This window comes from Catenovulum agarivorans DS-2 (assembly GCF_000568405.1).
Lineage (GTDB): Bacteria > Pseudomonadota > Gammaproteobacteria > Enterobacterales > Alteromonadaceae > Catenovulum > Catenovulum agarivorans_A.
Map to the genome: position 1 here is coordinate 40820 of NZ_ARZY01000020.1, position 26521 is coordinate 67340.

General features: G+C 42.4%; 29 protein-coding genes and 1 pseudogene. 29 read left to right on the forward strand and 1 reads right to left on the reverse strand.

Features of this window, described 5'->3' with window-relative positions; translation table 11 throughout:
- Positions 1–37 precede the first annotated feature (37 nt).
- Positions 38–631, reverse strand: a complete 594-nt coding sequence (locus DS2_RS11235; protein ID WP_035014885.1) for a Maf family protein — start codon at positions 629–631, stop codon at positions 38–40.
- 87 nt (positions 632–718) lie between these two features.
- Here DS2_RS11235 and yceD point away from each other — a divergent pair, with 87 nt between their 5' ends.
- The 29 genes and pseudogenes from yceD to fliP all read left to right on the forward strand — a co-directional run bounded on the left by yceD (position 719) and on the right by fliP (position 26509).
- A complete protein-coding gene (gene yceD / locus DS2_RS11240; protein WP_035014887.1) occupies positions 719–1249 on the forward strand; it encodes a 23S rRNA accumulation protein YceD in 531 nt (176 codons plus the stop codon).
- Between the two features lie 13 nt (positions 1250–1262).
- Positions 1263–1427: a 50S ribosomal protein L32 gene (rpmF, locus tag DS2_RS11245; RefSeq protein ID WP_035014888.1), complete on the forward strand. Its 165-nt coding sequence runs from the start codon at positions 1263–1265 to the stop codon at positions 1425–1427.
- 15 nt (positions 1428–1442) lie between these two features.
- A complete protein-coding gene (gene plsX, locus DS2_RS11250; protein WP_035014889.1) occupies positions 1443–2468 on the forward strand; it encodes a phosphate acyltransferase PlsX in 1026 nt (341 codons plus the stop codon).
- A 2-nt stretch (positions 2469–2470) separates the two neighbouring features.
- Complete coding sequence (locus DS2_RS11255; protein ID WP_035014890.1) at positions 2471–3430, forward strand: beta-ketoacyl-ACP synthase III; 960 nt, start codon at positions 2471–2473, stop codon at positions 3428–3430.
- Between the two features lie 47 nt (positions 3431–3477).
- On the forward strand, positions 3478–4413 hold the full coding sequence (fabD, locus tag DS2_RS11260; RefSeq protein WP_035014891.1) for an ACP S-malonyltransferase: 936 nt from the start codon (positions 3478–3480) through the stop codon (positions 4411–4413).
- Between the two features lie 7 nt (positions 4414–4420).
- Positions 4421–5161: a 3-oxoacyl-ACP reductase FabG gene (gene fabG, locus DS2_RS11265; protein ID WP_035014892.1), complete on the forward strand. Its 741-nt coding sequence runs from the start codon at positions 4421–4423 to the stop codon at positions 5159–5161.
- A gap of 194 nt (positions 5162–5355) precedes the next feature.
- Complete coding sequence (acpP, locus tag DS2_RS11270; RefSeq protein ID WP_016956845.1) at positions 5356–5592, forward strand: acyl carrier protein; 237 nt, start codon at positions 5356–5358, stop codon at positions 5590–5592.
- Positions 5593–5662: 70 nt separating this feature from the next.
- A pseudogene (gene fabF / locus DS2_RS11275) lies at positions 5663–6914 on the forward strand (beta-ketoacyl-ACP synthase II).
- 30 nt (positions 6915–6944) lie between these two features.
- Positions 6945–7724 carry an aminodeoxychorismate lyase gene (pabC, locus tag DS2_RS11280; RefSeq protein WP_051479815.1) on the forward strand — a complete coding sequence of 260 codons (780 nt, stop codon included), beginning with the start codon at positions 6945–6947 and terminating at the stop codon, positions 7722–7724.
- Positions 7724–8731: an endolytic transglycosylase MltG gene (gene mltG, locus DS2_RS11285; protein WP_035014893.1), complete on the forward strand. Its 1008-nt coding sequence runs from the start codon at positions 7724–7726 to the stop codon at positions 8729–8731. Before pabC ends, mltG begins: the two co-directional genes overlap by 1 nt.
- The gene (gene tmk, locus DS2_RS11290; protein WP_200870138.1) at positions 8731–9351 is read left to right on the forward strand and encodes a dTMP kinase; all 621 of its coding nucleotides are present in this window, start codon (positions 8731–8733) and stop codon (positions 9349–9351) included. The genes mltG and tmk overlap by 1 nt, the downstream gene beginning before the upstream one ends.
- A gap of 17 nt (positions 9352–9368) precedes the next feature.
- Complete coding sequence (holB, locus tag DS2_RS19925; protein WP_051479816.1) at positions 9369–10319, forward strand: DNA polymerase III subunit delta'; 951 nt, start codon at positions 9369–9371, stop codon at positions 10317–10319.
- 30 nt (positions 10320–10349) lie between these two features.
- A complete protein-coding gene (locus tag DS2_RS11300; RefSeq protein WP_035014895.1) occupies positions 10350–10676 on the forward strand; it encodes a PilZ domain-containing protein in 327 nt (108 codons plus the stop codon).
- A gap of 24 nt (positions 10677–10700) precedes the next feature.
- Positions 10701–11471, forward strand: a complete 771-nt coding sequence (locus tag DS2_RS11305) for a TatD family hydrolase (RefSeq protein WP_035014896.1) — start codon at positions 10701–10703, stop codon at positions 11469–11471.
- A gap of 29 nt (positions 11472–11500) precedes the next feature.
- On the forward strand, positions 11501–13780 hold the full coding sequence (gene parC, locus DS2_RS11310) for a DNA topoisomerase IV subunit A (RefSeq protein WP_035014897.1): 2280 nt from the start codon (positions 11501–11503) through the stop codon (positions 13778–13780).
- Between the two features lie 20 nt (positions 13781–13800).
- Positions 13801–14562, forward strand: a complete 762-nt coding sequence (locus tag DS2_RS11315) for a 1-acylglycerol-3-phosphate O-acyltransferase (RefSeq protein WP_035014898.1) — start codon at positions 13801–13803, stop codon at positions 14560–14562.
- Positions 14563–14567: 5 nt separating this feature from the next.
- Positions 14568–14924 (forward strand): ribonuclease E inhibitor RraB, encoded by a 357-nt coding sequence (rraB, locus tag DS2_RS11320; protein ID WP_035014899.1) that lies wholly within the window; start codon positions 14568–14570, stop codon positions 14922–14924.
- Between the two features lie 88 nt (positions 14925–15012).
- Positions 15013–15351, forward strand: coding sequence for a flagellar hook-basal body complex protein FliE (gene fliE / locus DS2_RS11325; protein ID WP_035014900.1), 339 nt, complete (start codon positions 15013–15015; stop codon positions 15349–15351).
- Between the two features lie 30 nt (positions 15352–15381).
- Complete coding sequence (gene fliF, locus DS2_RS11330) at positions 15382–17100, forward strand: flagellar basal-body MS-ring/collar protein FliF (protein ID WP_035014937.1); 1719 nt, start codon at positions 15382–15384, stop codon at positions 17098–17100.
- The gene (gene fliG, locus DS2_RS11335; RefSeq protein ID WP_035014901.1) at positions 17093–18130 is read left to right on the forward strand and encodes a flagellar motor switch protein FliG; all 1038 of its coding nucleotides are present in this window, start codon (positions 17093–17095) and stop codon (positions 18128–18130) included. The genes fliF and fliG overlap by 8 nt, the downstream gene beginning before the upstream one ends.
- A gap of 10 nt (positions 18131–18140) precedes the next feature.
- A complete protein-coding gene (gene fliH, locus DS2_RS11340; protein WP_035014902.1) occupies positions 18141–18920 on the forward strand; it encodes a flagellar assembly protein FliH in 780 nt (259 codons plus the stop codon).
- Between the two features lie 113 nt (positions 18921–19033).
- On the forward strand, positions 19034–20365 hold the full coding sequence (gene fliI / locus DS2_RS11345; RefSeq protein ID WP_035014903.1) for a flagellar protein export ATPase FliI: 1332 nt from the start codon (positions 19034–19036) through the stop codon (positions 20363–20365).
- A gap of 1 nt (position 20366) precedes the next feature.
- Positions 20367–20810 (forward strand): flagellar export protein FliJ, encoded by a 444-nt coding sequence (gene fliJ / locus DS2_RS11350; RefSeq protein ID WP_035014904.1) that lies wholly within the window; start codon positions 20367–20369, stop codon positions 20808–20810.
- A gap of 79 nt (positions 20811–20889) precedes the next feature.
- A complete protein-coding gene (locus DS2_RS11355; protein ID WP_035014905.1) occupies positions 20890–23235 on the forward strand; it encodes a flagellar hook-length control protein FliK in 2346 nt (781 codons plus the stop codon).
- Between the two features lie 76 nt (positions 23236–23311).
- Positions 23312–23845, forward strand: coding sequence for a flagellar basal body-associated protein FliL (gene fliL, locus DS2_RS11360; RefSeq protein WP_035014909.1), 534 nt, complete (start codon positions 23312–23314; stop codon positions 23843–23845).
- Between the two features lie 14 nt (positions 23846–23859).
- A complete protein-coding gene (gene fliM, locus DS2_RS11365) occupies positions 23860–24933 on the forward strand; it encodes a flagellar motor switch protein FliM (protein ID WP_035014910.1) in 1074 nt (357 codons plus the stop codon).
- A gap of 29 nt (positions 24934–24962) precedes the next feature.
- The gene (gene fliN / locus DS2_RS11370) at positions 24963–25370 is read left to right on the forward strand and encodes a flagellar motor switch protein FliN (protein WP_035014911.1); all 408 of its coding nucleotides are present in this window, start codon (positions 24963–24965) and stop codon (positions 25368–25370) included.
- Positions 25371–25473: 103 nt separating this feature from the next.
- The gene (gene fliO, locus DS2_RS19930) at positions 25474–25770 is read left to right on the forward strand and encodes a flagellar biosynthetic protein FliO (RefSeq protein WP_235188588.1); all 297 of its coding nucleotides are present in this window, start codon (positions 25474–25476) and stop codon (positions 25768–25770) included.
- Positions 25763–26509: a flagellar type III secretion system pore protein FliP gene (gene fliP, locus DS2_RS11380; RefSeq protein ID WP_035014912.1), complete on the forward strand. Its 747-nt coding sequence runs from the start codon at positions 25763–25765 to the stop codon at positions 26507–26509. Before fliO ends, fliP begins: the two co-directional genes overlap by 8 nt.
- The last annotated feature ends 12 nt before the right edge of the window (positions 26510–26521 follow it).

Below are 26521 nucleotides of genomic sequence, written 5' to 3' on the forward strand. Positions count from 1 at the left end.
GAGCTAACAGCGATTTTCAGTTCAGGCTTTCTAGCAGTTAACGCTTCTGAATCAAAGGATCAAACCCAAAGGCTCGGAAAAACTCACACAACTTTATCAAAGGTAAACCAATCAAAGTATTTGGATCATCCCCCAGCAACTTATCAAACAAAGTTATACCTAAAGCCTCGCTCTTAAAACTGCCTGCGCAATTGTAAGGCTCTTCTAAGTGCAAATAGGCGGTTATCTCGTCAGAGGTTAAGTTGCGAAAATGTACTTCAAAAACCTCAACCGACGACTTTAACTGGCCTTCTGGATTAATTAATGCCAATCCTGTGTAAAACTTAACGGCTTTACCAGACAATTTACTCAACTGCGCAAACGCATTCTCAAAGTTACCTGGTTTTCCTAAAATTTCATCATTGCAAAACGCCACTTGATCAGAGCCAATAACAAAATTATTTGGATGAAGATTAAAACCAGCTCGTGCTTTTAACTGAGCTAACCGCTCAACCAACTCGATTGCCGATTCATTTTTTAATGGTGTTTCGTCTGTTTCAGGTTTGCAACAACTAAAAGGTAATTGTAACTTTTCCAAGATTGCTTTGCGAAAAGGAGAGGTTGAAGCTAATACAATTTGATGATTTGACATAAAAGTTCGCGCTTATTTTAAAATGTTATACTATTTTTCCTATTTTCATTTGACTAAGCAAGGGCAGATCGATAATATCCGCGCCCTATGCAAAAGGTAAAAATGCCAGTTGAGCTGGATCCAGTCAAAAGTGCCCAAAAGCGCTCTGACTATAACGGTATTTATCGACTGGAAGATTTAACGCGTTTGAGCGAGGCGGTATTGTCTGATTCTGGGCAAGTCGACGTCATGCTTAAATGTACCTATGATGAGCAAAAACTGCCTGTTATGCTCATCAATGCTGTGACGGATGTCGATGTGACATGTGAGCGCTGTGGTCAGCCAATGCCTTTACATATTGAGCTGGCAGCGACCTTCACGCCCAAAACAATGCGGTTAGAGGAAGACTTAGTTCCGAGCAACTATGCTATTGTTGAGGTAAATGATTATGGACTGGTGGACTTACGCGCATTAATTGAAGATGAATTAATGTTAGAAATTCCGTTGGTACCAAAACATGAAGTTGAAAACTGCGCAATCAAAGAACAAGACATGGTTTGGGGGGAGCTAGATAAAGCAGCTTACGAAAAACCATCGAATCCGTTTGACGTTTTGAAAAGTTTAAAGAATCCAAAATAACAGGAGATCTGTAATGGCTGTTCAACAGAACAAAAAATCTCGTTCTAAGCGTGACATGCGTCGTTCACACGATGCTTTAACTACGTCTACTCTTTCTATCGATAAAGAGACTGGTGAGACTCATCGTCGTCACCATGTAACTGCTGATGGTTACTATAAAGGCAAAAAAGTAGTTTAAGCTAGCAGGTCAGCTTTGACGAATCTAACCATAGCGTTAGATGCAATGGGAGGCGATAACGGGCCTCCCATTACCATTCCAGCTGCACTTGAAGTGCTGGCTGACAATCCCCAATTAACCATTATCGCCTGTGGCGACAAATATCAAATAAGCCCCTTATTGCAAAATGCTTCTGCTAGTTTAGCTGCAAGGTTGCAGGTGATTCACTGTCCCCAAGTTGTTTCTATGGGTGAAAAACCTTCACAAGCTTTACGCAGTAAAACACAAAGTTCAATGCGTATTGTGTTAGATTTACTTAAAGAAAATAAAGCGCAGGCTTGTGTCAGTGCGGGTAATACAGGTGCATTGTTAGCAATGGCGTATTATGTGCTAAAAATGTTGCCAGGTATCAAGCGGCCAGCGTTAGTGACTGCTATTCCTGGGAGTTTGGGCCATAAAACTTATGTGCTAGATTTGGGGGCGAATGTTGCCTGCGATGAGCATATACTGCATCAATTTGCGTTAATGGGCAGTGTGCTATCAGAAAAAAATGATTTAAAAAATCCTCGAATAGGCTTGCTTAACGTAGGTGAAGAAGAGATTAAGGGAAGCGACACAATTAAAAAAACCGCTCGTTTACTCAAAGAAGATAAATCGCTCAACTACATAGGTTATGTAGAGGGAAATGATATCTTCAATGACAAAGCTGATGTTATTGTCTGTGATGGATTTGTAGGAAATATTTCGATGAAGGCCTGCGAAGGTTTAGCAAAAGCCGTTATTGAAACAATAAAGTCCCTCGCAAGAGAAAATTGGTGGAGTAGATTGTTTGCCGCTATTGCCCTTCCTATGTTAAAAAAGCTCTATAGGCAAATGAACCCTGACCAGTATAATGGGGCAAGTTTGTTAGGATTGCGCGGAATTGTCATTAAGAGTCATGGTAATGCCTCAAAGGATGCTTTCAAATACGCGTTAGAGGAAGCGATTAACGAAATTCGCCATCAAGTACCAGAAAAAATTGGTAATCGAATTGAACGGGCGTTAACAGACAGGTCTCAATAAGTATGTATTCTAGAATTATCGGAACAGGTAGTTATTTTCCAGAACAAGTGCGTTCCAACGCTGACCTAGAAAAAATGGTCGAAACTAGCCATGATTGGATTGTAGAGCGTACAGGTATCCATGAACGTCGTATTGCTGGGGAACATGAAAATGTTGCCACCATGGGTTATGAAGCGTCAAAAAAAGCCATTGAAGCTGCTGGAATTCAGCCTTCTGATATCGACTTAATTTTGTGTGCAACCACAAGTTGGGAAAAAGCACTGCCAAGTGCAGCTTGCGAAATTCAAAATTTACTTGGTTTGCCAGGTGTACCAGCAATGGATATAGCTGCGGCTTGTGCTGGTTATTGTTATGCACTGAGTGTTGCTGACCAATTTATTAAAGCGGGAACAGCCAAACGTGTATTAGTGGTTGGTACCGACGCATTAACGCGTTTACTCGATCCCACAGATCGCACCATGATTGTTTTATTTGGTGATGCTGCCGGAGCCTGTGTATTAGAGGCGAGCGAAGAAGCGGGTATCTTATCGACACATATTCATGCTGATGGCCGCCATGCTGATTTGTTGGGTGCAGACCTGCCAAAACGCGGTGTTGAGGCTTCAGTTCATGAAGCTTATGGTTATATGAAAGGCAATGAAGTATTTAAAGTTGCGGTCACTAAGTTAAGCGAAATAGTTGAAGAGACTTTAGCAGCAAATAATTTACAGAAATCTGATGTTGACTGGCTAGTACCACATCAAGCGAATTATCGAATCATTAAAGCAACTGCGAAAAAACTAGACATGACCATGAATCGTGTCGTTGTTACTTTAGATAAACATGGCAATACGTCAGCTGCATCTGTGGCAACTGCACTTGACGAAGCGATTCGCGACGGTCGTATTCAACGCGGTCAAACTTTGTTGCTTGAAGCATTTGGTGGTGGTTTTGCATGGGCATCGGCCTTGATTAAGTATTAAATCACTACAAAATTATTTTTATTGGAAATTAGAAACAGAGATAGTGTATGTCTGAGAAAAAATTAGCCTTTGTATTTCCAGGGCAAGGCTCACAAGCCGTTGGCATGATTGCTGATTTATATGCTGAGTATCCGGTTGTTCAGCAAACTTTTGCGCAAGCGTCAAACGCTTTAGGATACGATTTAGCTGAGTTAGTGTTAAACGGTCCAGCTGAAAAATTGAATCAAACCCAGATCACCCAGCCAGCTTTGTTAACTGCGAGTGTAGCGATCTTTCGTTTATTGGAAGAAAAAGGGGTTGCTAAACCTGAATTTATGGCGGGGCATAGCTTAGGGGAATATTCTGCATTAACTGCAGCAGGCGTTTTAGCATTTGAAGACGCAGTTAAGCTTGTCGAATTGCGCGGACAAGCTATGCAACAAGCGGTACCTGAAGGCGTTGGTGCTATGGCTGCGATTATCGGATTAGCGGATGACGCAGTCAAAGAAGCGTGTGCAAAAGCGAGCAGTGATCAAGTTGTTGCCGCTGTTAATTTTAATTCGCCAGGTCAAGTGGTTATCGCAGGTCACAAAGAAGCTGTAGCTGCTGCCTCTGAGTTATGTAAAGAAGCTGGTGCAAAACGCGCATTGCCTTTACCTGTGAGTGTGCCATCACATTGTAGTTTGATGAAACCAGCGGCAGAAAAACTAGCTGCGGCATTGGAACAAATCAATGTTGCCCAGCCTCAGTATGCTGTGGTTAATAATGTTGACGTTGTTGCCGAAAACGATCCTAGTGCAATTAAACAAGCACTAGAACGCCAATTATATTGCCCTGTCCGTTGGACAGAGACAGTTGAGTTTTTAGCGGAACAAGGTGTCACACATTTAGTTGAAGTGGGTCCAGGTAAAGTACTAAATGGCTTAACCAAGCGTATTAATAAATCATTATCAGCTGTTTCAATCAATGATGCAGCTTCATTAGAATCATTTTTAAACGGGTAATTTATTTATGTTGTCAGGATTAGACGGACAAGTTGCATTGGTAACTGGTGCAAGCCGTGGTATCGGTAAAGCAATTGCACTTAAATTAGTTGCTGCGGGCGCTAAAGTAGTTGGTACCGCAACGTCAGAAAAAGGTGCTGCAGCCATTTCTGAGTATTTAGGTGAACACGGCAAAGGTATGGTGTTAAACGTAACGGATGATGCTTCAATCGCTTCAGTATTCGAGCAAATTAAAGCCGACTTTGGTGATGTAGATGTATTGGTTAACAATGCTGGCATTACCCGCGATAATCTACTAATGCGTATGAAAGAGGCTGAGTGGACTGATATCATTGATACAAACCTAACTTCAGTGTTTAAGTTATCAAAAGCCGTGACGCGAGCTATGATGAAAAAGCGCAATGGTCGCATTGTGAATATTGGCTCTGTGGTCGGTTCAACAGGCAACCCTGGCCAAGCAAACTACTGTGCTGCTAAAGCGGGTTTAATCGGCTTTACTAAAGCGATGGCAAAAGAAGTTGCGTCTCGTGGCATCACAGTTAACTCGGTTGCACCTGGTTTTATCGACACAGATATGACCAAAGAGTTGAATGATGACCAAAAAAATACTATCTTTGCGCAAATTCCAGCGGGTCGTTTAGGTCAGCCGGAAGAAATTGCCGCGGCAGTGCTATTTTTAGCCTCGCCTGAAGCAGCTTATATTACTGGCGAAACCATTCATGTGAATGGTGGTATGTATATGGCCTAATTGCGGGTAGATTCTTAACTCGAATAGGGTTATCATTCGCACGCGTTCGGATTTTACATTCGGTGACTGGTTAAACCGCTTGAGGTTAGACCAGTTGGCGAAAGCAAAGCATTAAGCTTGCAACCGATTTATTGACTTTAATAAACTACAGCAAAATTGTGCATGGTGCGCAATGTCTGAGGGAAACTTACATTATGAGTAACATCCAAGAAAGAGTATACAAAATCATCGTTGAACAGTTAGGCGTTAAAGAAGAAGAAATCACAAACGAAGCTTCTTTTGTTGACGATTTAGGTGCTGATTCTTTAGATACTGTTGAATTAGTTATGGCTCTTGAAGAAGAATTTGATACAGAAATTCCAGATGAAGAAGCTGAAAAAATTACAACTGTTCAAGCAGCTATTGACTACATTGTTGCTAACAAAGAATAATTTTATAGAGGCGGTGTAAACCGCCTTTTTTCATCACCCTTTCAAATTCACTCCTCCTGGGGGCAATCTAGTGTCAAAACGTCGTGTCGTTGTCACCGGACTAGGAATGTTATCTCCTGTCGGTAATACAGTAGACGATTCTTGGAAAGCATTATTAGCAGGTCAAAGTGGTATTCAAACTATTGATACTTTTGATACTAGCAGCTTTTCAACTCGTATCAGTGGTTTGGTTAATGGCTTTAACTTTGAAGACTATCTTCCAAAGAAAGAAGCCAAAAAAATGGATACTTTCATTCAATATGGTGTCGCAGCTGGCATCCAAGCGTTTAAAGATTCAGGCTTGGAAATAACAGCGGAAAATGCTCATCGTATTGGAGCAGCTGTTGGTTCTGGTATTGGTGGTTTAAGCTTAATTGAAGAAAACCATGCAAAGTTATTAGCCAATGGTCCAAAGCGTATGTCACCGTTTTTTGTGCCATCAACCATTATCAATATGATTTCAGGTCACCTTTCCATTTTATTTGGATTGCAAGGCCCTAATATCGCGATTACAACTGCTTGTACTACAGGTGTTCACAACATAGGTCACGCCGCGCGTATGATTGCATACGGCGATGCTGATGCTATATTGGCTGGGGGCGCTGAAGCGTGGCGCTGAAGCCGCTACAACACCTTTAGGCTTAGGTGGATTCGCAGCAGCTCGTGCTTTGTCATCTCGTAATGACGAACCAACCAAAGCAAGTCGTCCATGGGACAAAGACCGTGATGGTTTTGTTATGGGTGATGGTGCTGGCGTGATGATGTTGGAAGAATACGAACACGCAAAAGCCCGTGGTGCGAAAATTTATGCTGAGTTTACTGGCTTTGGTATGAGCGGCGATGCTCACCATATCACGTCACCACCAGAAGATGGTGCCGGTGGTCAGCAAGCTATGGCAAACGCAGTGAAAGATGCCGGTATTGCGCTTGAGCAAGTGGGTTATCTTAATGCTCATGGTACCTCTACGCCTGCTGGTGATATTGCTGAAACAAATGCAGTTAAGAACTTATTTAAAGACCATGCTAAAAAGGTGATGGTAAGTTCGACTAAGTCTATGACAGGTCACTTATTAGGTGCAGCTGGTGCAATAGAAGCAATTATCACGGTAAAAGCGTTGCAAGATCAGGCTATTCCACCAACAATTAACTTGGACAATCCAAGTGAAGGTTGTGATCTAGATTATGTACCGCATGAAGCTCGTCAAGCGTCGTTTGAATATGCATTGTGTAATTCATTCGGTTTTGGTGGCACCAACGGTTCATTATTGTTTCGCAAAATCTAACTAGCGTGCTGCAATAGGGCAAATGCACTGATGCAGATAATTCATGCTGACAATGGCCATTTACAAGTTTCTGCTTATAACAGAGCAGTACAATTTGGAGATGGCCATTTTACTACTTTAAAACTAATTAATAAGCAAGTCGTTGCTTGGCCATATCATAAAAATCGCTTAGTCGAAGCGAATAAACGATTAGCTTTTCCACAGATCCAGCTCGAAAAAATTTATCAATCTTTATTAGATATCGCCCATCAGCGCGATGCGGTCGTTAAGGTACTGGTTACTCGTGGTGAAAGCCAACGAGGATATGCTTATTCTCAAGACATCATTGCGCAAGTTTATCTTTATGTGAGTGATTGGAATCACGATGCTTTTAGTTACCCTCAAGGTGTTTGTTTGTCGATACTAGACACGCAAATTGCCCAGCAACCGTTACTTGCAGGGCTTAAACATACCAATAGATTAGAACAGGTGCTGTTAAAGCAAGAATTACTTGAAAAATCGCTGCAAGATGGCTTAGTGTTTGATACATCTAACAGGTTAATCGAAACATCAATGGCGAACATTATTGTTTATATCGATGGGCAATGGTGTACCCCTGATTTATCTTTGGCTGGTGTTGCTGGAACCAAGCGAGCTGAATTATTAGAACAGAATCCGCAGATCAAAATTCGCCATATCGATAAAACTGAAATATCGAATATTCACGCCGCAATCATGTGCAACGCACTCATTGATTATGTGGTGGTCGCTTCAATTGAAAATCGCGTGTTAGACCAAACCATAGCGCAACAGTTTATACGAGGGTATTAATGCTTAAGCTTGTCGCTCGACTGATTTTATTTGTCTGTGTGTCAATGCTGCTAGCTGGTGGATACTTGTACACGCAACTGGATCAATTAACCTCAAGTGAAGTAACAGCTGAACAGTTTATTGAAATCCCAGCTGGAGCTCATTTTGGCCAAGTTGTTGAACAATTGCAGCAGGCCAAACTCGTGCCTGAATCCGAATTACTCAATTTATATTTTCGAGTTCAAGCAAAATTGCATCCGCAGTTTGCCGTGATGCAACATGGTACTTATAAATTTTCGGGTCAATATACACCATTAGAGGTTTTAGCGGTTATTCGCCAGGGTAAACACCATTTATTCAGTATTACTTTAGCTGAAGGCAGTACATTTAAACAAATCCAACAACAACTAGCTGCGCATCCACAAATCCAGCAAACTCAGTACCAACAGTGGTTGCAACAGCTGATTCAACCCTATGAACATCCAGAGGGGTTATTTTTTCCCGATACCTACTTATTTGCTGCAAATACTACGGATAAAGCCTTATTGCGGCAAGCTTTCAATCAAATGCGTCAGTTAGAGCAGCAAGTTTATCAATCGGCAACTAAGCCGGCATTGTCTTGGTATCAAACATTAACTTTGGCATCTATTATCGAAAAAGAAACTGCTTTACTAGACGAAATGCCGATTGTTGCTTCGGTTTTTTACAATCGGCTGGCAAAAAATATGAGATTGCAAACAGATCCCACTGTTATATATGGTTTGGGTGATGACTACCAAGGCGACATTACGCGTGCGCATTTAAAGCAAGCAACAGCATACAATACCTATGTAATTAAAGGGCTACCACCAACACCCATTGCCATGCCAGGTTTAGCTGCGATTCAAGCGGCAATCGAACCTGCGCATACAGATTATCTATATTTTGTTGCCAGCGGTGATGGTGGTCATGTATTCTCTAAAACTTTACGTCAGCACAACGCGGCAGTGGCACAATATTTAAAGAAAATCAGAGCTAAGGCAAAATAATGAGTTCGGGCAAATTTATTGTTATAGAAGGGTTAGAAGGCGCGGGGAAAAGCAGTGCGATAACTGTTGTTACCCAGTTCTTAGAAGCAAACAACATCGATTTTGTGCAAACCCGAGAGCCCGGTGGCACACCCTTGGCGGAAAATTTGCGCACTCTAGTTAAGTCGGTGCAGCAAGAGCAGGTAACCGCTGAAACCGAATTGCTAATCATGTATGCGAGTCGCTCACAATTAATTCATAATGTCATGCGCCCAGCATTAGAAGCTGGTAAATGGGTCGTTGGCGATCGCCACGATATGTCATCACGTGCCTATCAAGGGGGTGGACGGCAAATATCTGCTGAGCTACTTGAACCTATTCGCCAATGTGTATTAAAAAACTTTAAGCCAGATTTGACTATATATTTAGATGTCAGCCCACAAGTGGGGTTAGCAAGGGCACAAGCACGTGGCGAGCTAGATCGAATTGAGCTTGAGCAAGTTGAATTCTTTCAGCGAACGCGTCAGGCATATTTAGACATAGCGCATTCAGAAGCAAATATTGAAATAGTTGACGCTGAACAATCAATGGATAAAGTTCACGCGGATATTCAAACTATCTTAGCGCAATATTTTTCATAAACTTCGAGTACTTCGATATGAAATACCCTTGGTTAAACGCGTTGACCACTCTATTGACAGAGCAGTATCAGCAAGCCAGATTACACCACGGATTACTGATTAGTGCGCCCGCAGGTTTTGCAAAGCGTGCGTTTGCAGTTGATCTTGCACAAAACTTGTTGTGCGAACAGGTAAAGCAAAATCAGGCAAAATCCGCTTGTGGTCAGTGTAAATCCTGTCATTTATTCATGACACAAGCGCATCCAGATTATCTTTTGGTTGAAGATGAAAATGCCAAGACGATAGGCGTTGATTTGATTCGCAGGTTAGTTGTGAAATCTCAGCAGAAAGCTCAACTTGGTGGCGCACAAGTCTATATAGTACCAGATTGCGAACGTATGACAGAGGCATCAGCCAACGCATTGCTAAAAACCCTTGAAGAGCCAGGGCTGCAAAAGTTTATTATTTTGACCTCATCACATCCGAGTCGGTTATTGCCGACAATTAAAAGCCGTTTGCAACAATACAAAGTTTCACCACCGCAGGTTTCAGAATTGACAGACTGGTTAAACCAAGCAGGGGTTGAGCCAACAAACTTTTCTCAAGTTTATCCAAAAGTAATCGCCTCACCTTTGTTAGCATTAGACTATGTAAAAAATGAAAAGCAGCAGGCTCAAAAGGCTTTTTTAGCTGAATTCAAAGCTTTATTAAGTGGCAAGATAACCGCAGTGCAATTTGCCCAACAATTTAATGAAGATGAAGTATTTCAACAGCTTGAATGGTTAGAGTTTGCGCTGGGCGCTTGGCTTGAGAGCAAACTCAAATCACAGGTCGAAAAAACTGATGCAGCGGTCATCCGTTTAAAAATTAGTGATCTCTATCAGCAAGTTACGCAGTGCAAACAGCTCATGTTACAATCGGGCATGAATAAAAAGTTACTCTTTAGTAGCTTATGTTCTAGAATGCGTCAAACATTGGTATCAGGTTAATCATTTACAACGGTTAAAAGCGAACATTTAATGGAAGAGTTGGTTTTAGAGTTCAATAATGTACATGCATTGTATAAATGTTATATGTCGTTTATTAAAGAAGGTGGTTTGTTCGTTGTTACCAACCGAAAATATGAAATGGGTCATTCGTTGGCACTTAACGTATTGCTGCCAAATGCGATTGAACCTATAGTGGTTACAGGACGAGTATGCTGGATCACACCACCTGCATCGCATAGCAGCGCGCCACAAGGTGTCGGCGTAGCTTTTATCGATGACAAACACCAACTTAAAGATAGGATAGAGACAATTTTAGGGCCAATGTTAAATTCATCGGAAACTACCTACACCTTATAATGAAGCAACTAGCTGGAGTTTAATTTGTTAGTCGATTCACACTGTCATTTGGACAGATTAAAACTAGAAGATGAGCAAAGTCTGTCAAGCATAGTCGAAGCTGCACGTCAGCGTAATATTGAACATTTTTTATGTGTTTGTGTGACGTTAGATGATTTCCCAACCATGTTAAAAACGGTTGAACCTTTTGCTGATGTTTCGGTATCTTGTGGGGTACACCCGCTCCATAACGAATGCCAATACGAATTGGCGCAATTGCGCTCTCTGGCTGCCGATCCGCGTGTTGTTGCAGTAGGAGAAACCGGTCTAGATTATTATTACTCCAATGAAACAAAAGATTGGCAGCAGCAATCTTTTGCCCAACACTGCCAAGTTGCACATGAGCTAGATAAACCACTTATTATTCATACGCGAGATGCACGTGAAGATACTATCGCCATTTTGCGAGAGCATAATGCGGAAAAACCGCGTGGTGTTTTACATTGTTTTACCGAATCGTTGGAAATGGCCAAAGCGGCAATTGATATGAATTTTCTGATCTCAATCTCTGGCATAGTTACGTTTGGCAATGCTAGCGAGTTAAGAGATGTTGTGCGAGCTTTGCCAATTGAAAATTTATTGGTTGAAACCGATTCTCCTTGGTTAGCGCCTAAGCCGTATCGAGGAAAACAAAATCAACCTGCTTACGTAAAAGAAGTGGCGCAGTTTGTGGCAGATTTAAAAGGTATTTCTCTTGAAGAGCTGGCGAAAGTAACGACAACAAACTTTTACAATTTGTTTAAAGGTGCCGCTTAACCCCTAACGTACAATAAGAAGAATTGATTATGTCGGATTTAATTGAAATTAGTGAAGATGGTGTTGAAAAAATAGCACTTAGAAAATTTACTGAAGATGCATATTTGAACTACTCAATGTACGTTATTATGGATCGTGCATTGCCGCATATTTCAGATGGCTTAAAACCCGTGCAGCGTCGCATTGTTTACGCAATGTCTGAGCTTGGTTTATCTGCACTCGCAAAGTATAAAAAATCCGCGCGTACCGTGGGTGACGTTCTGGGTAAATTTCACCCGCATGGTGATTCGGCCTGTTATGAAGCCATGGTACTTATGGCGCAGCCTTTTTCATACCGCTATCCGTTGATTGATGGTCAGGGCAACTGGGGGGCACCAGACGATCCTAAATCGTTCGCTGCAATGCGTTATACCGAAGCTCGGTTGTCTAAATTTTCGGAAGTGCTCCTCAGTGAATTGGGCATGGGAACCGTAGAGTGGGGACCAAACTTCGATGGTACGTTAAAAGAGCCGATTAACTTGCCCGCTAGATTGCCGCATATTTTGCTGAATGGCGTAACAGGCATTGCCGTTGGTATGGCAACGGATATTCCACCACACAATGTTAAAGAAGTGGTCAATGCTGCTCGGTATTTGCTGGATCATCCAAACGCGGGCCTTGAAAAAATCATGAGCTTTATCCCAGCGCCAGATTTTCCAACAGAAGCTGAAATTATTACCCCTCGTGCTGATATAGAAAAAATTTATCAAACGGGTCGAGGCTCGATAAAGATGCGTGCTGTATATGAGATAGAGCAGGGTGAAATAGTTATTAATGCATTACCACACCAAGCGTCGAGCGGTAAGGTAATTGAGCAGATTGCCCAGCAAATGCAGGCTAAAAAGCTGCCAATGGTCGCAGATATTCGTGACGAATCCGATCATGAAAACCCAGTACGTATGGTTGTTGTACCACGTTCTAATCGAGTCGATATTGACATGTTAATGCAGCATCTGTTCGCAACGACTGATTTAGAAAAAAGCTATCGTGTTAACTTAAATATGATTGGCCTGAATGGTCGCCCGCAGGTTAAAGCTTTACCACAAATCATTAATGAGTGGATTCAGTATCGTTTGGCAACTGTCACCAAGCGTCTGCAATTCCGCTTAGATAAAGTTTTAGCTAGATTACATATTTTGGAAGGTTTGTTAATTGCCTTCTTAAACATAGACGAAGTTATCCATATTATCCGTACCGAAGACAATCCAAAAGCTGAGTTGATCAGCCGCTTTGGTCTATCGGATAAACAAGCTGAAGCGATACTTGAATTAAAGCTAAGGCATCTTGCTAAACTTGAAGAAATTAAAATAAAAGCAGAGCAAGCTGAATTAGAGAAAGAGCGCGAATGGCTTGAAAGTATCTTAAATTCAGAAACTGAGTTGAAAAAGCTGGTTAAGAAAGAATTAGCAGAAGATGCAGAAAAATATGGTGATGAGCGTCGTTCGCCAATCGTTGAGCGTGGTGAAGCTAAAGCGTTAAGCGAAAAAGATTTGGTACCAAGTGAAGCTGTTACTGTAGTGGTATCGGATAAAGGTTGGGTGCGTTGTGCAAAAGGGCATGATGTTGATGTTGAAGGTTTGAATTACAAAGCTGGTGATAGCTATTTAGCCAGTGCCGCGGGTCGTTCAAATCAGCTGAGTGTGTTTATAGATTCAAGCGGTCGAGCGTTTTCTACGGATACCCATACGCTTCCATCCGCACGAGGGCAAGGGGAACCTTTGTCTGGACGTTTTACGGTTGCCGCTGGTGAGCGCGTTGAACAAGTTGTTATTGCTCAGCCTGAAGAGCTATTTTTAATGGCATCGGATGCAGGTTATGGGTTTGTCGCTAAATTTGCCGATCTTGTAAGTAAAAATAAGAACGGTAAAGCTGTGCTCACTCTGCCAGCTAATGCCAAAGTGATGCAGCCTTGCAAAGTCGGGTCAGCACAAGCGCAACTCATTGTTGCAATTACCAATGAAGGTCGAATGTTATTATTCCCTGTGGCAGATTTACCTTGCTTAGCAAAAGGTAAAGGCAACAAGATTATTAGTGTTCCTTCTGAGCGGGCGCGAAACCGAGAAGAGTTTGTTAAACACGTAGCCTTAATTGACCCAAGCGATTCGATTGTGTTGGTTGCTGGCAAACGTAAAATGTCGCTTAAACCTGATGATTGGTCGCATTACCGTGGAGAAAGAGGCCGTCGAGGTAATAAACTACCACGCGGTTTACAGCGTGTAGATGACTTGCTGATTGAGGCGTCATCGCAACCCAGTTCACAAGATAATTAATTCTAAAGGAAGTACAATTCGTGTTAGCTGTTATTCGAATTATTTTGCTTGGCATTTTTGTCATCTTTGCCAGCGTATTTGGTATTTTGTTTTGCCTGATTCGACCGTTTCATCGTAACAATGTCTATTGGTTGGGCAAAACATATTGTCAAGCAGCCAAGATATTGGGGATAAAATTAGATATTAGGACACACCCAGACGCTCGTAAAGCACAACCCGCGGTGTTTATCGCTAATCATCAAAATAGCTATGACATCTTTACCTTGTGTGGCAGTGTGCTACCCAGCACAGTGACGATCGGCAAAAAAAGCCTAAAATGGATACCCTTTTTTGGCCAGTTGTACTGGTTGTCGGGTAACATTTTGATCGACCGTGAAAATCGCAAAAAAGCGCTAGCCGCGTTAAAAACATCCAAAGATATCATTCAAAAACGTAAAGTTTCGGTTTGGATGTTTCCAGAAGGAACCCGTTCTTATGGACGTGGATTACTGCCCTTTAAGCGTGGTGCATTTCAGCTGGCTCAAGCCGCAGGTGTGCCAATTGTGCCTGTGTTAATGAGTACAACCTGTAATAAAATTAAGTTGAATCGCTGGTCGAATGGGACAGTGATCATTGAAGTCATGGCACCTACCAACATGACCGAGGCGCAGCAAAAAAATTTAAAGCAAACATGTGAAGACTATCACGCCATGATGTCAGCTAAATTGCAGCAACTAGACGCGGAAGCAGACCAGCTAAACGCCCATCTACTTGCATCGAACAATCATTCTAAAGAGGTGTAATCCAGATGGACTATATTGATGACCCAAGTGGCTTTACTCAAAATATAGTAGCTATGCTTATTGAAGATGGTAGTGATACAGAAGCTGTCTATACCATTGAGCATCACTTTTCTTCAACTAATTTCGATAAATTGGAAAAAGCCGCTGTTGCAGCTTTTAAACTCAATTATGATGTAACTGATGCAGAAGAATTTGAAACGGATGACGGTCAAGAAATTTTAGCATTTGACGTGATAGCCGAAAGTAAACTAGATGTGGCTAAAATACAAAATCAAGTTGAGCAAATGGAAAAGCTCGCCGCTGACTATCAGGTTGAATACGATGGTTGGGGCACTGAGTTTATTGAGCCTCAACAGCAGTAGATAAAATATATTGGTTGTTGGCACAGCCTGTGCATAACCCCACTTATCAGTTAACAGATTCAAATTTTTGACGACAGTGGGGTTTAGTATGAAAATTGGCGCGAATAATCTCTATGCGGAAATGCAAGCGCTCGCTACGCAAGCGCGTAAAGATGTTGCTGCAGACCAGCTACCCATCTCACCGAAAGTCGAAAACCCAACACCATCAACCTTTGGAAATATGCTGAATCAAGCTATTGATAACGTGAACGACTTACAGCATCACGCAAAAGCACAAACTATCAAGTTTGAGATGGGCGATCAAAATGTATCACTTGCAGATGTCATGATAGCGAAAGGCAAATCAAGTATTGCGTTTGAAGCAACGGTCCATGTACGAAACAAAGTAGTTGAAGCGTACGATAAAATTATGCAAATGCCTGTATAACAAGGCTAATCTTGCTTGGAGTAAATGACAGTGGCAGAACAGAATGCATCAACTGACATTATGGTAAACGACGGTGCTGGTGCAGATGCAGCATCAACAGATATTCCATCAGAAGAACAAAAATCCGGATTTTTGGGCGGCTTAGGTAGTGTTGATATACTCCGTCAAGTTACGCTTATTTTGGCTTTGGCTATCTGTTTAGCTATTGCTGTTTTCATTATTGTTTGGGCGCGAGAGCCTGACTTTCGCCCTTTAGGCAAAATGGAAACAGAAGAACTTATCCAAACCTTAGATTTTCTTGATCAGCAAAAAATTGAATATCGCCTTGAAGGTGATGTGGTTTATGTAATTGAAGACCAATATCAAGACATCAAATTACAAATGACCCGTTCCGGCATGACTTCTGGGCCAGCGACTGGTGACGACATTTTATTGACAGATATGGGCTTTGGTGTCAGTCAACGTGTTGAAATGGAGCGTCTTAAATATAGCCGTGAACAATCACTTGCTAGAGCAATTGAAGAATTACACTCAATCCAGCGCGCCAAAGTGTTGTTAGCAATACCAAAAGAAAATGTATTTGCCCGACACGAGAAAAAACCAAGTGCCACCGTGGTTTTAAACATGAAACGTGGCAAAGTTTTAAAGTCTGAAGAAATCGATTCTGTTGTTGATATGGTTGCATCGGCGGTACAAGGTCTTGAACCTACTCGAGTTACTGTGACAGATCAAAATGGCCGTCTATTAAATTCAGGCTCGCAAAACGATTTGTCGGCCCGCACTCGCAAAGAATATGAAATTGAACAAAAGCGTGAAGCAGAATATCTAGAAAAAATTGACTCAATTTTAATCCCAGTGGTGGGTTTGGGAAATTATACTGCGCAAGTTGACGTCACTATGGATTTTACCTCGGTTGAACAAACACAAAAGCGCTACAACCCTGATTTACCAGCAGTGCGCAGTGAAATGACAGTAGAAACCAACTCTTTAGGTGGCATAGTTGCAGGGATTCCAGGGGCGCTAACCAATCAACCCCCTTTAGACTCAAACATACCTGAAGAGGCGAACGGTGGTGACGGATCGGCAAATCCAAGTAAGAGCCATAGAGAAGCAACACGCAACTATGAATTAGATACGACCATTAGTCATACTCGCCAACAAACCGGAGTTATTCGACGCTTGAGTGTATCGGTTGCGGTGGACTATTTACCTGAAAGCAACGCGGAAACGGGCGAAACGAACTATCAACCTCGTACAACCGCAGAGCTGGCAAATATTCGACGTTTACTCCAAGGAGGAATCGGTTTTGACATCCAACGTGGTGATACGCTAGAAGTGGTAACAGTGCCATTTGTTCGAACTGATATGGGCGATCTAGAACAAACACCATTTTATGAACAAGCTTGGTTCGCAAAGTTGGTCAGATTAATATTAGGCACTATTATCATAATTGTTCTGATAGCCTTGGTTGTACGTCCGATGTTGCGTAAACTTATCTATCCAGAAGAAGTCGCGGATGATTTTGATGAATCGTCTCTTTCATCTGGTGTTGACCTAGGTGATGAAACGCTTGATATGTTGACGTCAGATTTTGATGCGAGTGCGGTTGGATTTAATCAAGACGGTACGCTAATGTTACCTGACTTGCATAAAGATGAAGATGTATTAAAAGCGGTTAGAGCCTTGGTTGCCAACGAACCAATTCTTTCAGCACAAGTCGTTAAAGCGTGGTTAAACGAAGATGCCTAATGAAAACGAAAATAACCAAGAATCCTATGATATCTCACGGCTAGATGGCATAGAAAAAGCGGCGGTTTTACTCCTGAGTTTGTCAGAAGAAGACGCAGCACAAATACTTAAGCACTTAGAGCCAAAGGAAGTGCAAAAAGTTGGTATGGCAATGGCATCTTTGGATGATTTTTCTCAAGCAAAAATTACCGCGATTCATAAGTTGTTTATTGATGAAATACAAAGATTTAGCACGATTGGATTCCAAAGTACTGAGTTCGTACGTAAAGCATTAACTGCAGCATTAGGTGAAGATAAAGCGGGTAACTTAATCGAACAGATTATCATGGGCAGCGGTGCTAAAGGCCTTGATTCACTTAAATGGATGGATTCGAAACAAGTTGCCAATATTATTCGTAACGAGCATCCGCAGATCCAAACGATTGTTATGGCATATTTAGAACCAGAGCAATCTGCTGAAATCATGAGTCAGTTCTCTGAAAAAGTTCGACTAGATTTGATGATGCGCATCGCCAACCTTGAAGAGGTTCAACCGGCGGCATTACAAGAATTAAATGAAATTATGGAAAAACAATTTGCAGGCCAAGCGGGTGCTCAAGCAGCTAAAATGGGTGGCTTAAAAGCGGCTGCAGATATTATGAACTACTTAGATACAAATATTGAAGGTCAGTTGATGGATTCAATTCGTGAACATGACGAAGAAATGAGCCAGCAAATTCAAGACCTTATGTTTGTATTTGATAACCTAGCCGACGTAGATGACAAAGGTATTCAGGCCATATTGCGCGAAGTCCAACAAGATGTGTTGATGCGTGCAATTAAAGGTGCAGACGAAAGCCTGAAAGACAAGATTCTTGGCAATATGTCGAAACGTGCTGCAGAAATGTTGGCAGACGATTTGGATGCAATGGGACCAATACGCATCAGTGAAGTTGAAGCTGCCCAGAAAGAAGTCTTGTCTATTGCTCGTAGGTTAGCCGATGCGGGTGAAATTATGCTTGGCGGCGGTGGCGGCGAAGAGTTCCTATAATGAGTAGTTTATGACAGAAGACCAACGAAAACTTAATAAAGCGGTATTAAGTGAACAAGCAAAGGCAGATGCAAAAGCTTGGCATATCCCAGTGGTTGAGGATGATGGAACTCACGTGCCAGAAGGTTACACCAATGCACTGGGCAAAAAGAAAGGTTGGGTATACGAAGAGCCTGAACCTGAACCTGAGCCACCCAAACCACCAACGATTGAAGAAATAGAAGCCATTCGTCAAGCAGCTTATGACGAAGGTTTTAATGAAGGTAAAGCTGAAGGGTTTGCCAAAGGTGAAGCCGAAGGCAAAGAGCAAGGATATCAAGAAGGGTTTGCTGCTGGGCAAGAGGCAGGCCATGCCGATGGGTTAGCCAGCGGTACAGGCTTAATGGAAGAAAAAGCACAAATTTGGAATCAGCTGATAAGTCAGTTGGACAACCCAATTGAGCAATTAGATGAACAAGTTGAAAGTGAGTTGATTGACCTAGCAGTTGCACTTGCTAAACAAGTGATACAAACAGAATTAACGACTAATCCAGATATTATTCAACAAAGCCTTAAGCAAGCAGCAGACAAGCTACCTTTTAATACTCAGCAATGTTTTATCCTAGTTAATCCAGAGGACTTTGAACAAGTTGTTAGTCAGTATGGTGAACAAGAGTTGGCTCGACGTAATTGGCATATTCAAACGGATCCTAACGTTTCGCGTGGCAGTGTTGAAATTAAGACCGAAACTTCCTCTATTTCTTTTGACATTAACCAACGGGTCAAAGAGGTTTTTGACCAGTTTTTATAACCATTCTAAACAGCTTCAATAATAAATTATAGTGTTGGCGTCAGAATTGCAGAGACTATACTTAAGCAAAAAGCAGTCAGAAAATTGACGGGCTAGTTTTAAGTAGGGCATGTATGAAACCAGCTTTAAGTGAACGTATTCATCAATATCAATCGCGCATTGGCACGAGTCGCCCCAAAGTGGCTGGGCGCTTGACCCGCGTGGTCGGTTTGACTTTAGAAGCTATTGGCTGCCAAGCCGCAGTGGGCAGTACCTGTTTGGTGGAAGCTCAGCAAGGTTATATTGAAGCTGAGGTCGTTGGTTTTGAAGGCGAAAAAATTTACCTCATGCCGAGTGAACAAATATCAGGCATTTTGCCAGGTGCAAAAGTAATTCCAATGCCAGCTCAACAAACATTGATTTATTCTATGGGGTTGTTAGGGCGGGTGGTTGATGCGCGAGGGGTACCGATTGACGGTAAAGGGAGAATCGAAGCGCAAGATCAGCAGTCTTATCAATCTAAACGAGTTAACCCTTTAGATAGAAAAGCCATCAATCAACCACTAGATGTTGGTATCAAAGCGATTAATTCTATACTCACCGTGGGAATGGGGCAAAGACTTGGTTTATTTGCTGGTTCTGGCGTGGGTAAAAGTGTATTGCTGGGCATGATGACAAGAGGCACCGCGGCTGATGTAATTGTAGTTGGTTTAATTGGTGAACGTGGTCGCGAAGTTAAAGAGTTTATTGATGATATTTTGGGTGAAGAAGGTCGTGCTCGCTCGGTAGTAGTAGCTGCGCCAGCGGATAACGCCCCGCTGATGCGATTAAAAGGCTGCGAAACCGCTTTGTCAGTCGCCGAGTATTTTCGTGATCAAGGGTTAAACGTATTATTGTTAGTGGATTCAATAACACGCTACGCTCAAGCACAGCGTGAAATAGCGCTAGCGGTGGGTGAGCCGCCAGCTACTAAAGGTTATCCACCCTCTGTGTTTGCTAAGTTACCCGCTTTAGTTGAGCGTGCAGGTAACGGTGGAACAGGGCAAGGCTCGATCACTGCGTTTTTTACCGTTCTATCTGAAGGTGATGATTTACAAGACCCAATTGCCGATGCGTCGCGGGCAATATTAGATGGTCACATTGTATTGTCGCGCGAATTGGCGGACCAAGGACATTACCCAGCAATCGACATCGCTAAATCTATCAGTCGTGTTATGCCTGCGGTAACCAGTGAAGATCACCAAATGCAAGCTCGTATCGTTAAGCAGCTGTATTCAGCCTATCAGAACAACCAAGATCTGATCACGATAGGCGCCTACACTAAAGGTAGCGATCCAATAGTGGATGCAGCCGTTAAACTCAAACCTAAAATGGATAAATTTTTGCAGCAGGGCATGAAAGACATTGTTAATTACGATGACTGTTTAGCCGCACTCGCCTCAATTACCAGTACGATGAGGGCTTAACATGAACAAACAACTTCAACTGGTTGCTGAAATCGAAAAAGGTAAAGAAGATGATTTGGCGCTGAAATTTGCTCAAGCAAAACAAGATTTGCAAAAGCAGCATGAGAAACTCGAGGGGCTGGAACAATTTCAACGCGACTATATGACTACAGTTATAGAGTCAGGCAAAAAAGGCCTCTCTAGCAGCGGCTTTCAAAGGTTACAGAGTTTTATCAGTCAGCTAGATTTAGCTTGTAGTCAGCAAAGGGAAAATATCCAAAAGGCAGAAAAAGTGGTTGAGCAAAGGCGAGCGCTTTGGCTACAACAACAGCGCAAACGAAAATCAATTGAAGCAGTTATAGACAAGCAGCAAAAAAAACATGCATTGCGCATGCAGCGCCAAGAGCAAGTTTTAGCTGACGAATTTGCCAATAATATTGCGGCACGGCGTTTGCAAAGTACTTAATACAAAACGTTTAACGTGAACACGTTCGTCATAAATACAGCGCTTTGTGCGCTTATTCAGTTTACAGCAAGGTGAAACAATGCAGTATATTGCCAATATACCAACAAATATTGCCGCCACTAAACCGGCTGAAAATAAACGCTCGGTCGATTCGTTGTTAGAGCCTAATGGTGATAGTAACAAAGAGCGCGACTTTTCACGTTATTTAACCGAAGAGAACCCAAACCGATCGATTGAAGACCGTGCGCGTGAAACTCTTAAAGCGGCAGATGAAGACAAACAACACCGTCAGCTAAAAGATAGTTCAGCTGCTGCGCAAAATAATTCGTCAGCTGCCACTACAGATGAATCGGTGCAAAGCAAAAAAAATGATGATCATGCTGCATCCAAAAAAACACCTCAATCTGAGCAGGCAACACACGCGCACAGCAAAAATGAACCAGAGTTAAACAAAACGGCTAAAGCTGTCAACAATGCGATTGGAGAAGACAGCAAGCCAGCTGAAGCAACAGCAAAAAAGGAAGCTGAACCTACGACATTTGATTTATTAAATTTATTAAATCAGTCAAGCAAAGCCAAAAATTCAATTGATGCGAGTGCACAAAAAAAATCTGTGGCTAAACAAGCAGAGCAAGTACAGACACAAGCGAATAAGTTAGCCAGCAAAAGCACTGAGACTGAAGAAGATGACGCGGATAAACTCACCAGCCAATCCAAAGAACAAGCTCAATTAACGACTAAATCGGCTGAACAATCAGCGGATAAAAAAACATCGGTAGATTTGCTGAGCAAACCGACGAAACATACTGTTGCAGAGGAAGGCAAGCAAGGTGTAGACGCTGTTAGGAAAAATGAATCAGTCCAAGCAAATTCACAAGAGCAGAAATTAGTCGGCACAGCTGCAGACAAGCACACTGTGAAACAGACTCACAAGCAAACATCTGAAAATATTGCAGAGCAGTCAGGCAAAGTAGCACAGTCAACAAAAGTATTGCAGCAAGCCGTTGATAAAACTGAACAACAGGTAACAAAAGAAGCCAAAACGGTCACTACACCGAAAACTCAAGATGCCAAAGGCAAAGAGTCGTTCGCACAAGTTGCCCATGACGCCAAAGTAACAGCTGAAGCCGAGCAGACTAAAACGACCAATCAAGATGGAGCACAACAGGGTGAACAAAACGCGGCTCCTCAAGTGGTGAGCTCCGCTCAGCATGGCGCTATAGCTGCTAAATCAAAAGCAGCTAAAAAAGAAGCATCTGAAAAAACAGCGAAAATATCAGCGCCATCAGACAAGCTAGCGCAAGTAAACAACACTGCTCACAAGCAGGTTGTCGACAGTAAAGTGAACTTAGCTGGGGAAGAAAATATATCGAAAAAAGCTGACAAAGCCGATGCGGCTGACAAGTTAGTAGGTGCATCTCACTCAAAATCAGCTCAAGCGCCTCAAAGTGTAAGCCAGGGTGACGAAGCCGCGACAAATGCTCAGTCAGCCGACCTAACTAAACCTGCTAAAAAGCAAACTATTAGCAAAGCAGAGAGTACAGTTGAAAAACAAAAAGCTGAAAATCAACAAGATGGCGTAGCCAATTCAGTTTCGCCAGAGCGCCAATTCGTATCTGAACCAAGCCAGCCGTTGTCTAGTGAACAAACCGCTGCGGTGACGTCTGCAAATACAGCGCAACAAAAGCAACAGTCAGAGCCAACGGCTACCAGCAAAAACCATAATAAAGATAAGTTGATAGAGCAAGCGACCGCCAAAGAATTTAAAGTTGCTGAAGACGGCAAAGTTAAACCAGAAGATGGCAAACTAACCGAGATGCCAATGCAACATCATCTTGAACAAGCCGCGCAACATGCACAGGTGGCCAACCAACATTCGGCTGAATCTCATCAAGACAGCAATAAGCAGCAGCTTGTACAGCAAGTTCAAACAAAGCATGAAGTACAGCAAGCAGAGCGCGCGGCTAAAAATCAGCAGCAAGTGGTACAGTTAAAAGAACACATTCAATTGCAAAAACCTGAATCCGCAACAGCATTAAACGACGCCGTACGATTTATGATGAATGGTCGGGTTCAAGCTGCAGAAATTCGTTTAGACCCGCCTGAACTTGGCAGTATGCAAATTAAGATTAGCTTAAATGGTGACGCGGCGAGTGTCAGTATGTTGGTACAAAACCCACAAGCAAAAGAGATGTTGGACCAATCTGTGCCAAGATTACGCGAAATGTTAGAGCAACAAGGACTAGAATTATCCGACTCGCATGTTGAACACCAACAAGCAAACTCAGGCCAAGGTTCAGGCAAAGATGGACAAGCTGGCAATGGCCGAGGTGACAGTGATACCGCAGAACATGAAGATTCAACGCAAGTGGTTGAACAGAAAATACATAATGGTCATGTCGGTGCAGTCGACTATTATGCATAAAATACTTACGCTCTGGATAAAATCCGTTAAACTTAAGCTAGTAAAAGCTTAACAGATAATTGATTGGAGAAAATAAATGGCTGCAGAAGAACAACCAGAATTAGAAGTAGAAGAAAGTGGTGGTGGAAAAAAGAAACTCATCATCATTATCGCTGTTGTTTTAGTTGTAGTTTTGGGAGCTGGTGGTTTCTTTTTAATGTCAGGTGGTGACGATGCGGCTTCAGAAGAAGTAAGCTTAGATGAAACTCCAGCGGCACAATCGGCCGGCTCAGGCGCATCGGTAGAACTTGGCGATGCAATGTATGTCGCTATGCCACGCCCATTTGTCTTTAATGTACCAGGAGCGAACCGAGATCGCCTAGTGCAAATTAAAGTTCAACTATTGGTACGAGGCGCTCAGAATGAAGAAACAGCAAAAAAACATATACCGTTAATTGAAGGAACTTTATTACGTGTATTCAGTGGTACAAGTGCCGACGAACTCGGTACCAGTGCTGGTAAAGATGCGTTAAAGAAAAACGCGCTCAAAGCAGTACAAGACGAATTGTTAAGCATCGCCGGTAGAACGGTTGTTGAAAGCGTGCTTTTCACTGGCTTTGTAATGCAATAACGTTTGGCGAACCAATGACTGATTTACTCTCGCAAGACGAAATTGACGCGCTACTCCACGGGGTAGACGACGTTGAGGAAGAAGATGTAGAAGCCAGTGCTTCCACCCCAGGTAGCGCTGTGTCTATGGCCTCGGAATACGACTTTTCATCGCAAGATCGAATTGTTCGTGGTCGTATGCCAACCTTAGAAATTGTCAACGAAAGGTTTGCGCGACATATGCGTATTTCGTTGTTTAACATGATGCGACGAACCGCCGAAGTATCGATAAACGGCGTACAAATGATTAAATTTGGTGAGTATATTCACACCTTGTTTGTACCGACAAGCTTAAACATGGTTAGATTCCGCCCTCTAAAAGGTACTGGTTTAATCACAATGGAAGCGCGTTTAGTCTTTATTTTAGTGGATAACTTTTTTGGTGGCGACGGCCGCTATCATGCCAAAATTGAAGGCCGTGAATTTACCCCGACGGAAAGGCGTATAATTCAAATGCTACTGAAATTAGTATTTGAAGATTATAAAGAAGCTTGGGCACCAGTCATGGATGTTTCATTTGAGTACTTGGATTCAGAAGTTAACCCAGCTATGGCAAATATTGTTAGTCCAACTGAAGTTGTGGTGATCAGTTCTTTCCACATTGAATTAGATGGCGGTGGTGGCGACTTCCATATTTGTTTACCGTACTCAATGCTTGAGCCGATCAGAGAGTTGCTCGATGCCGGTGTGCAAAGTGACAAAGAAGACACAGATTTGCGTTGGAGTAAAGCACTGCGCGATGAGATTATGGACGTTGAAGTGGATATCATGGCGAAGTTGCTAGATTTTGAACTCTCGTTAGAGCAAGTGATGAATTTAAAAGCTGGTGATGTGATTCCGGTCGAGATGCCTGAGCACTTAACTGTGTTTGTTGAAGATTTACCAACCTATCGGGGTAAAATGGGACGTTCTCGTGAAAACTTAGCGATTAAAGTGACTGAAAAAATCAAACGGCCAGCTTCAGTTAAGTCTGAATTGCAAATGGTCACGCGTGGTGGCAGACGTATAGACGCTGAAGCTGAACTACGTGAATTAGAAGATTTTGATTAAATTGAATGAAGTAATAAAGAGCAAAGATTATGAGTGAAGATATGGATGACTGGGCAGCGGCAATGGCTGAACAGGCTGAAGCAGAAGCTGAACAAGATGGTGATACCGCTGATGATGCTCAGGTAGCGGAGCTTGAAGACCTGAATGCTGAAAACCCGCCGATTACTGCTGAAGAAAAGCGCAAGCTAGACACTATTCTAGATATTCCTGTAACCATCTCTATGGAGGTGGGCCGCAGTAAATTGAGTATTCGTAACTTACTCCAACTAAACCAAGGTTCGGTAGTTGAGTTAGACCGTGTAGCAGGCGAACCATTAGACGTATTAGTAAATGGGACGTTAATTGCGCACGGTGAAGTTGTGGTCGTGAACGATAAATTTGGGATCAGATTGACAGATGTTATCAGTCAGATTGAGCGAATTAAAAAGCTTAAATAACGTGTGCAACCAGTTTACTAAACTGAGCCTGATTACAATGGGGCTATTGGTTAGCCCCTTGGCTTGCGCTCAAGCGCCAGAGTTAACCACCAGTATTCCGACTATGTTGTTTGGTTTAGTTGTTACTATTGCTGTCATCTACCTGCTGGCAGGTTTGGCGCGCAAAACGAATTTAGGCCAATTTAAAAATAGTACCATGCAAGTCTTGGCTGTACTGCCATTAAGTGCCAAAGAAAAGTTATTGCTAGTGCAGGTGGGGGAATGCCAACTGTTGTTGGGTGTGACTGGCCAATCTATTAATCTGCTCAAAGAATTTTCTCAACCGCTTGATATTAAAGCACCGGATTTTAAACAGTCTTTAACTCAATTCATCAATACGAATAAAAAAAATAATGATTAAATATTCTTGGCTGGCATTTGTAATTACCTTGTTTTCACCGGCTGTACTTGCCGACACAGGCATCCCTGCGCTAACGGTTTCCGACAACCCTGACGGCACTCAAGATTACACCATTACATTACAAGTTCTAGCATTGATGACAATGCTTAGCTTTATACCTGCCATTGTGGTGATGATGACTTCATTTACTCGCATCATTATTGTTCTGGGGATTCTACGACAAGCGATTGGTTTACAAAGTTCACCACCGAATCAGGTATTAGTTGGACTGGCATTGTTTCTGACGTTCTTTATTATGGCGCCTGTATTTGAAGAGATTAACGATACAGCGATTCAACCGTATATTGCCGAAGATATAACTGCCAGACAAGCATTTGATGTTGCACAACAGCCGCTAAAAGCATTTATGTTGCAACAAACTCGAGTAAAAGATATTGCAACCTTTGCTGAAATAGCTGGCTACGAAAGGTTAAATGGTCCAGAAGATGTTCCAATGCGGGTATTAATTCCAGCGTTTGTGACGTCGGAGCTTAAGACAGCCTTTCAAATCGGTTTTATGCTGTTTATTCCGTTTTTGATCTTAGACTTAGTTGTGGCTTCAGTGCTAATGGCTATGGGTATGATGATGTTATCGCCCATGATGGTTTCTTTACCCTTTAAGCTGATGTTGTTTGTTCTAGTTGATGGCTGGAATTTAACTATGGGTACACTAGCAACCAGTTTTGGTTTAGGTACTTAGCAACTTAAGGAG

Coding starts and splice junctions, on each gene's coding strand:
- DS2_RS11235 (WP_035014885.1), bottom strand. CDS start 631: ATGTCAAATCATCAAATTGTATTAGCTTCAACCTCTCCTTTTCGCAAA.
- yceD (WP_035014887.1), top strand. CDS start 719: ATGCAAAAGGTAAAAATGCCAGTTGAGCTGGATCCAGTCAAAAGTGCC.
- rpmF (WP_035014888.1), top strand. CDS start 1,263: ATGGCTGTTCAACAGAACAAAAAATCTCGTTCTAAGCGTGACATGCGT.
- DS2_RS11255 (WP_035014890.1), top strand. CDS start 2,471: ATGTATTCTAGAATTATCGGAACAGGTAGTTATTTTCCAGAACAAGTG.
- fabD (WP_035014891.1), top strand. CDS start 3,478: ATGTCTGAGAAAAAATTAGCCTTTGTATTTCCAGGGCAAGGCTCACAA.
- fabG (WP_035014892.1), top strand. CDS start 4,421: ATGTTGTCAGGATTAGACGGACAAGTTGCATTGGTAACTGGTGCAAGC.
- acpP (WP_016956845.1), top strand. CDS start 5,356: ATGAGTAACATCCAAGAAAGAGTATACAAAATCATCGTTGAACAGTTA.
- pabC (WP_051479815.1), top strand. CDS start 6,945: ATGCAGATAATTCATGCTGACAATGGCCATTTACAAGTTTCTGCTTAT.
- mltG (WP_035014893.1), top strand. CDS start 7,724: ATGCTTAAGCTTGTCGCTCGACTGATTTTATTTGTCTGTGTGTCAATG.
- tmk (WP_200870138.1), top strand. CDS start 8,731: ATGAGTTCGGGCAAATTTATTGTTATAGAAGGGTTAGAAGGCGCGGGG.
- holB (WP_051479816.1), top strand. CDS start 9,369: ATGAAATACCCTTGGTTAAACGCGTTGACCACTCTATTGACAGAGCAG.
- DS2_RS11300 (WP_035014895.1), top strand. CDS start 10,350: ATGGAAGAGTTGGTTTTAGAGTTCAATAATGTACATGCATTGTATAAA.
- parC (WP_035014897.1), top strand. CDS start 11,501: ATGTCGGATTTAATTGAAATTAGTGAAGATGGTGTTGAAAAAATAGCA.
- rraB (WP_035014899.1), top strand. CDS start 14,568: ATGGACTATATTGATGACCCAAGTGGCTTTACTCAAAATATAGTAGCT.
- fliE (WP_035014900.1), top strand. CDS start 15,013: ATGAAAATTGGCGCGAATAATCTCTATGCGGAAATGCAAGCGCTCGCT.
- fliG (WP_035014901.1), top strand. CDS start 17,093: ATGCCTAATGAAAACGAAAATAACCAAGAATCCTATGATATCTCACGG.
- fliH (WP_035014902.1), top strand. CDS start 18,141: ATGACAGAAGACCAACGAAAACTTAATAAAGCGGTATTAAGTGAACAA.
- fliI (WP_035014903.1), top strand. CDS start 19,034: ATGAAACCAGCTTTAAGTGAACGTATTCATCAATATCAATCGCGCATT.
- fliJ (WP_035014904.1), top strand. CDS start 20,367: ATGAACAAACAACTTCAACTGGTTGCTGAAATCGAAAAAGGTAAAGAA.
- DS2_RS11355 (WP_035014905.1), top strand. CDS start 20,890: ATGCAGTATATTGCCAATATACCAACAAATATTGCCGCCACTAAACCG.
- fliL (WP_035014909.1), top strand. CDS start 23,312: ATGGCTGCAGAAGAACAACCAGAATTAGAAGTAGAAGAAAGTGGTGGT.
- fliM (WP_035014910.1), top strand. CDS start 23,860: ATGACTGATTTACTCTCGCAAGACGAAATTGACGCGCTACTCCACGGG.
- fliN (WP_035014911.1), top strand. CDS start 24,963: ATGAGTGAAGATATGGATGACTGGGCAGCGGCAATGGCTGAACAGGCT.
- fliO (WP_235188588.1), top strand. CDS start 25,474: ATGTTGTTTGGTTTAGTTGTTACTATTGCTGTCATCTACCTGCTGGCA.
- fliP (WP_035014912.1), top strand. CDS start 25,763: ATGATTAAATATTCTTGGCTGGCATTTGTAATTACCTTGTTTTCACCG.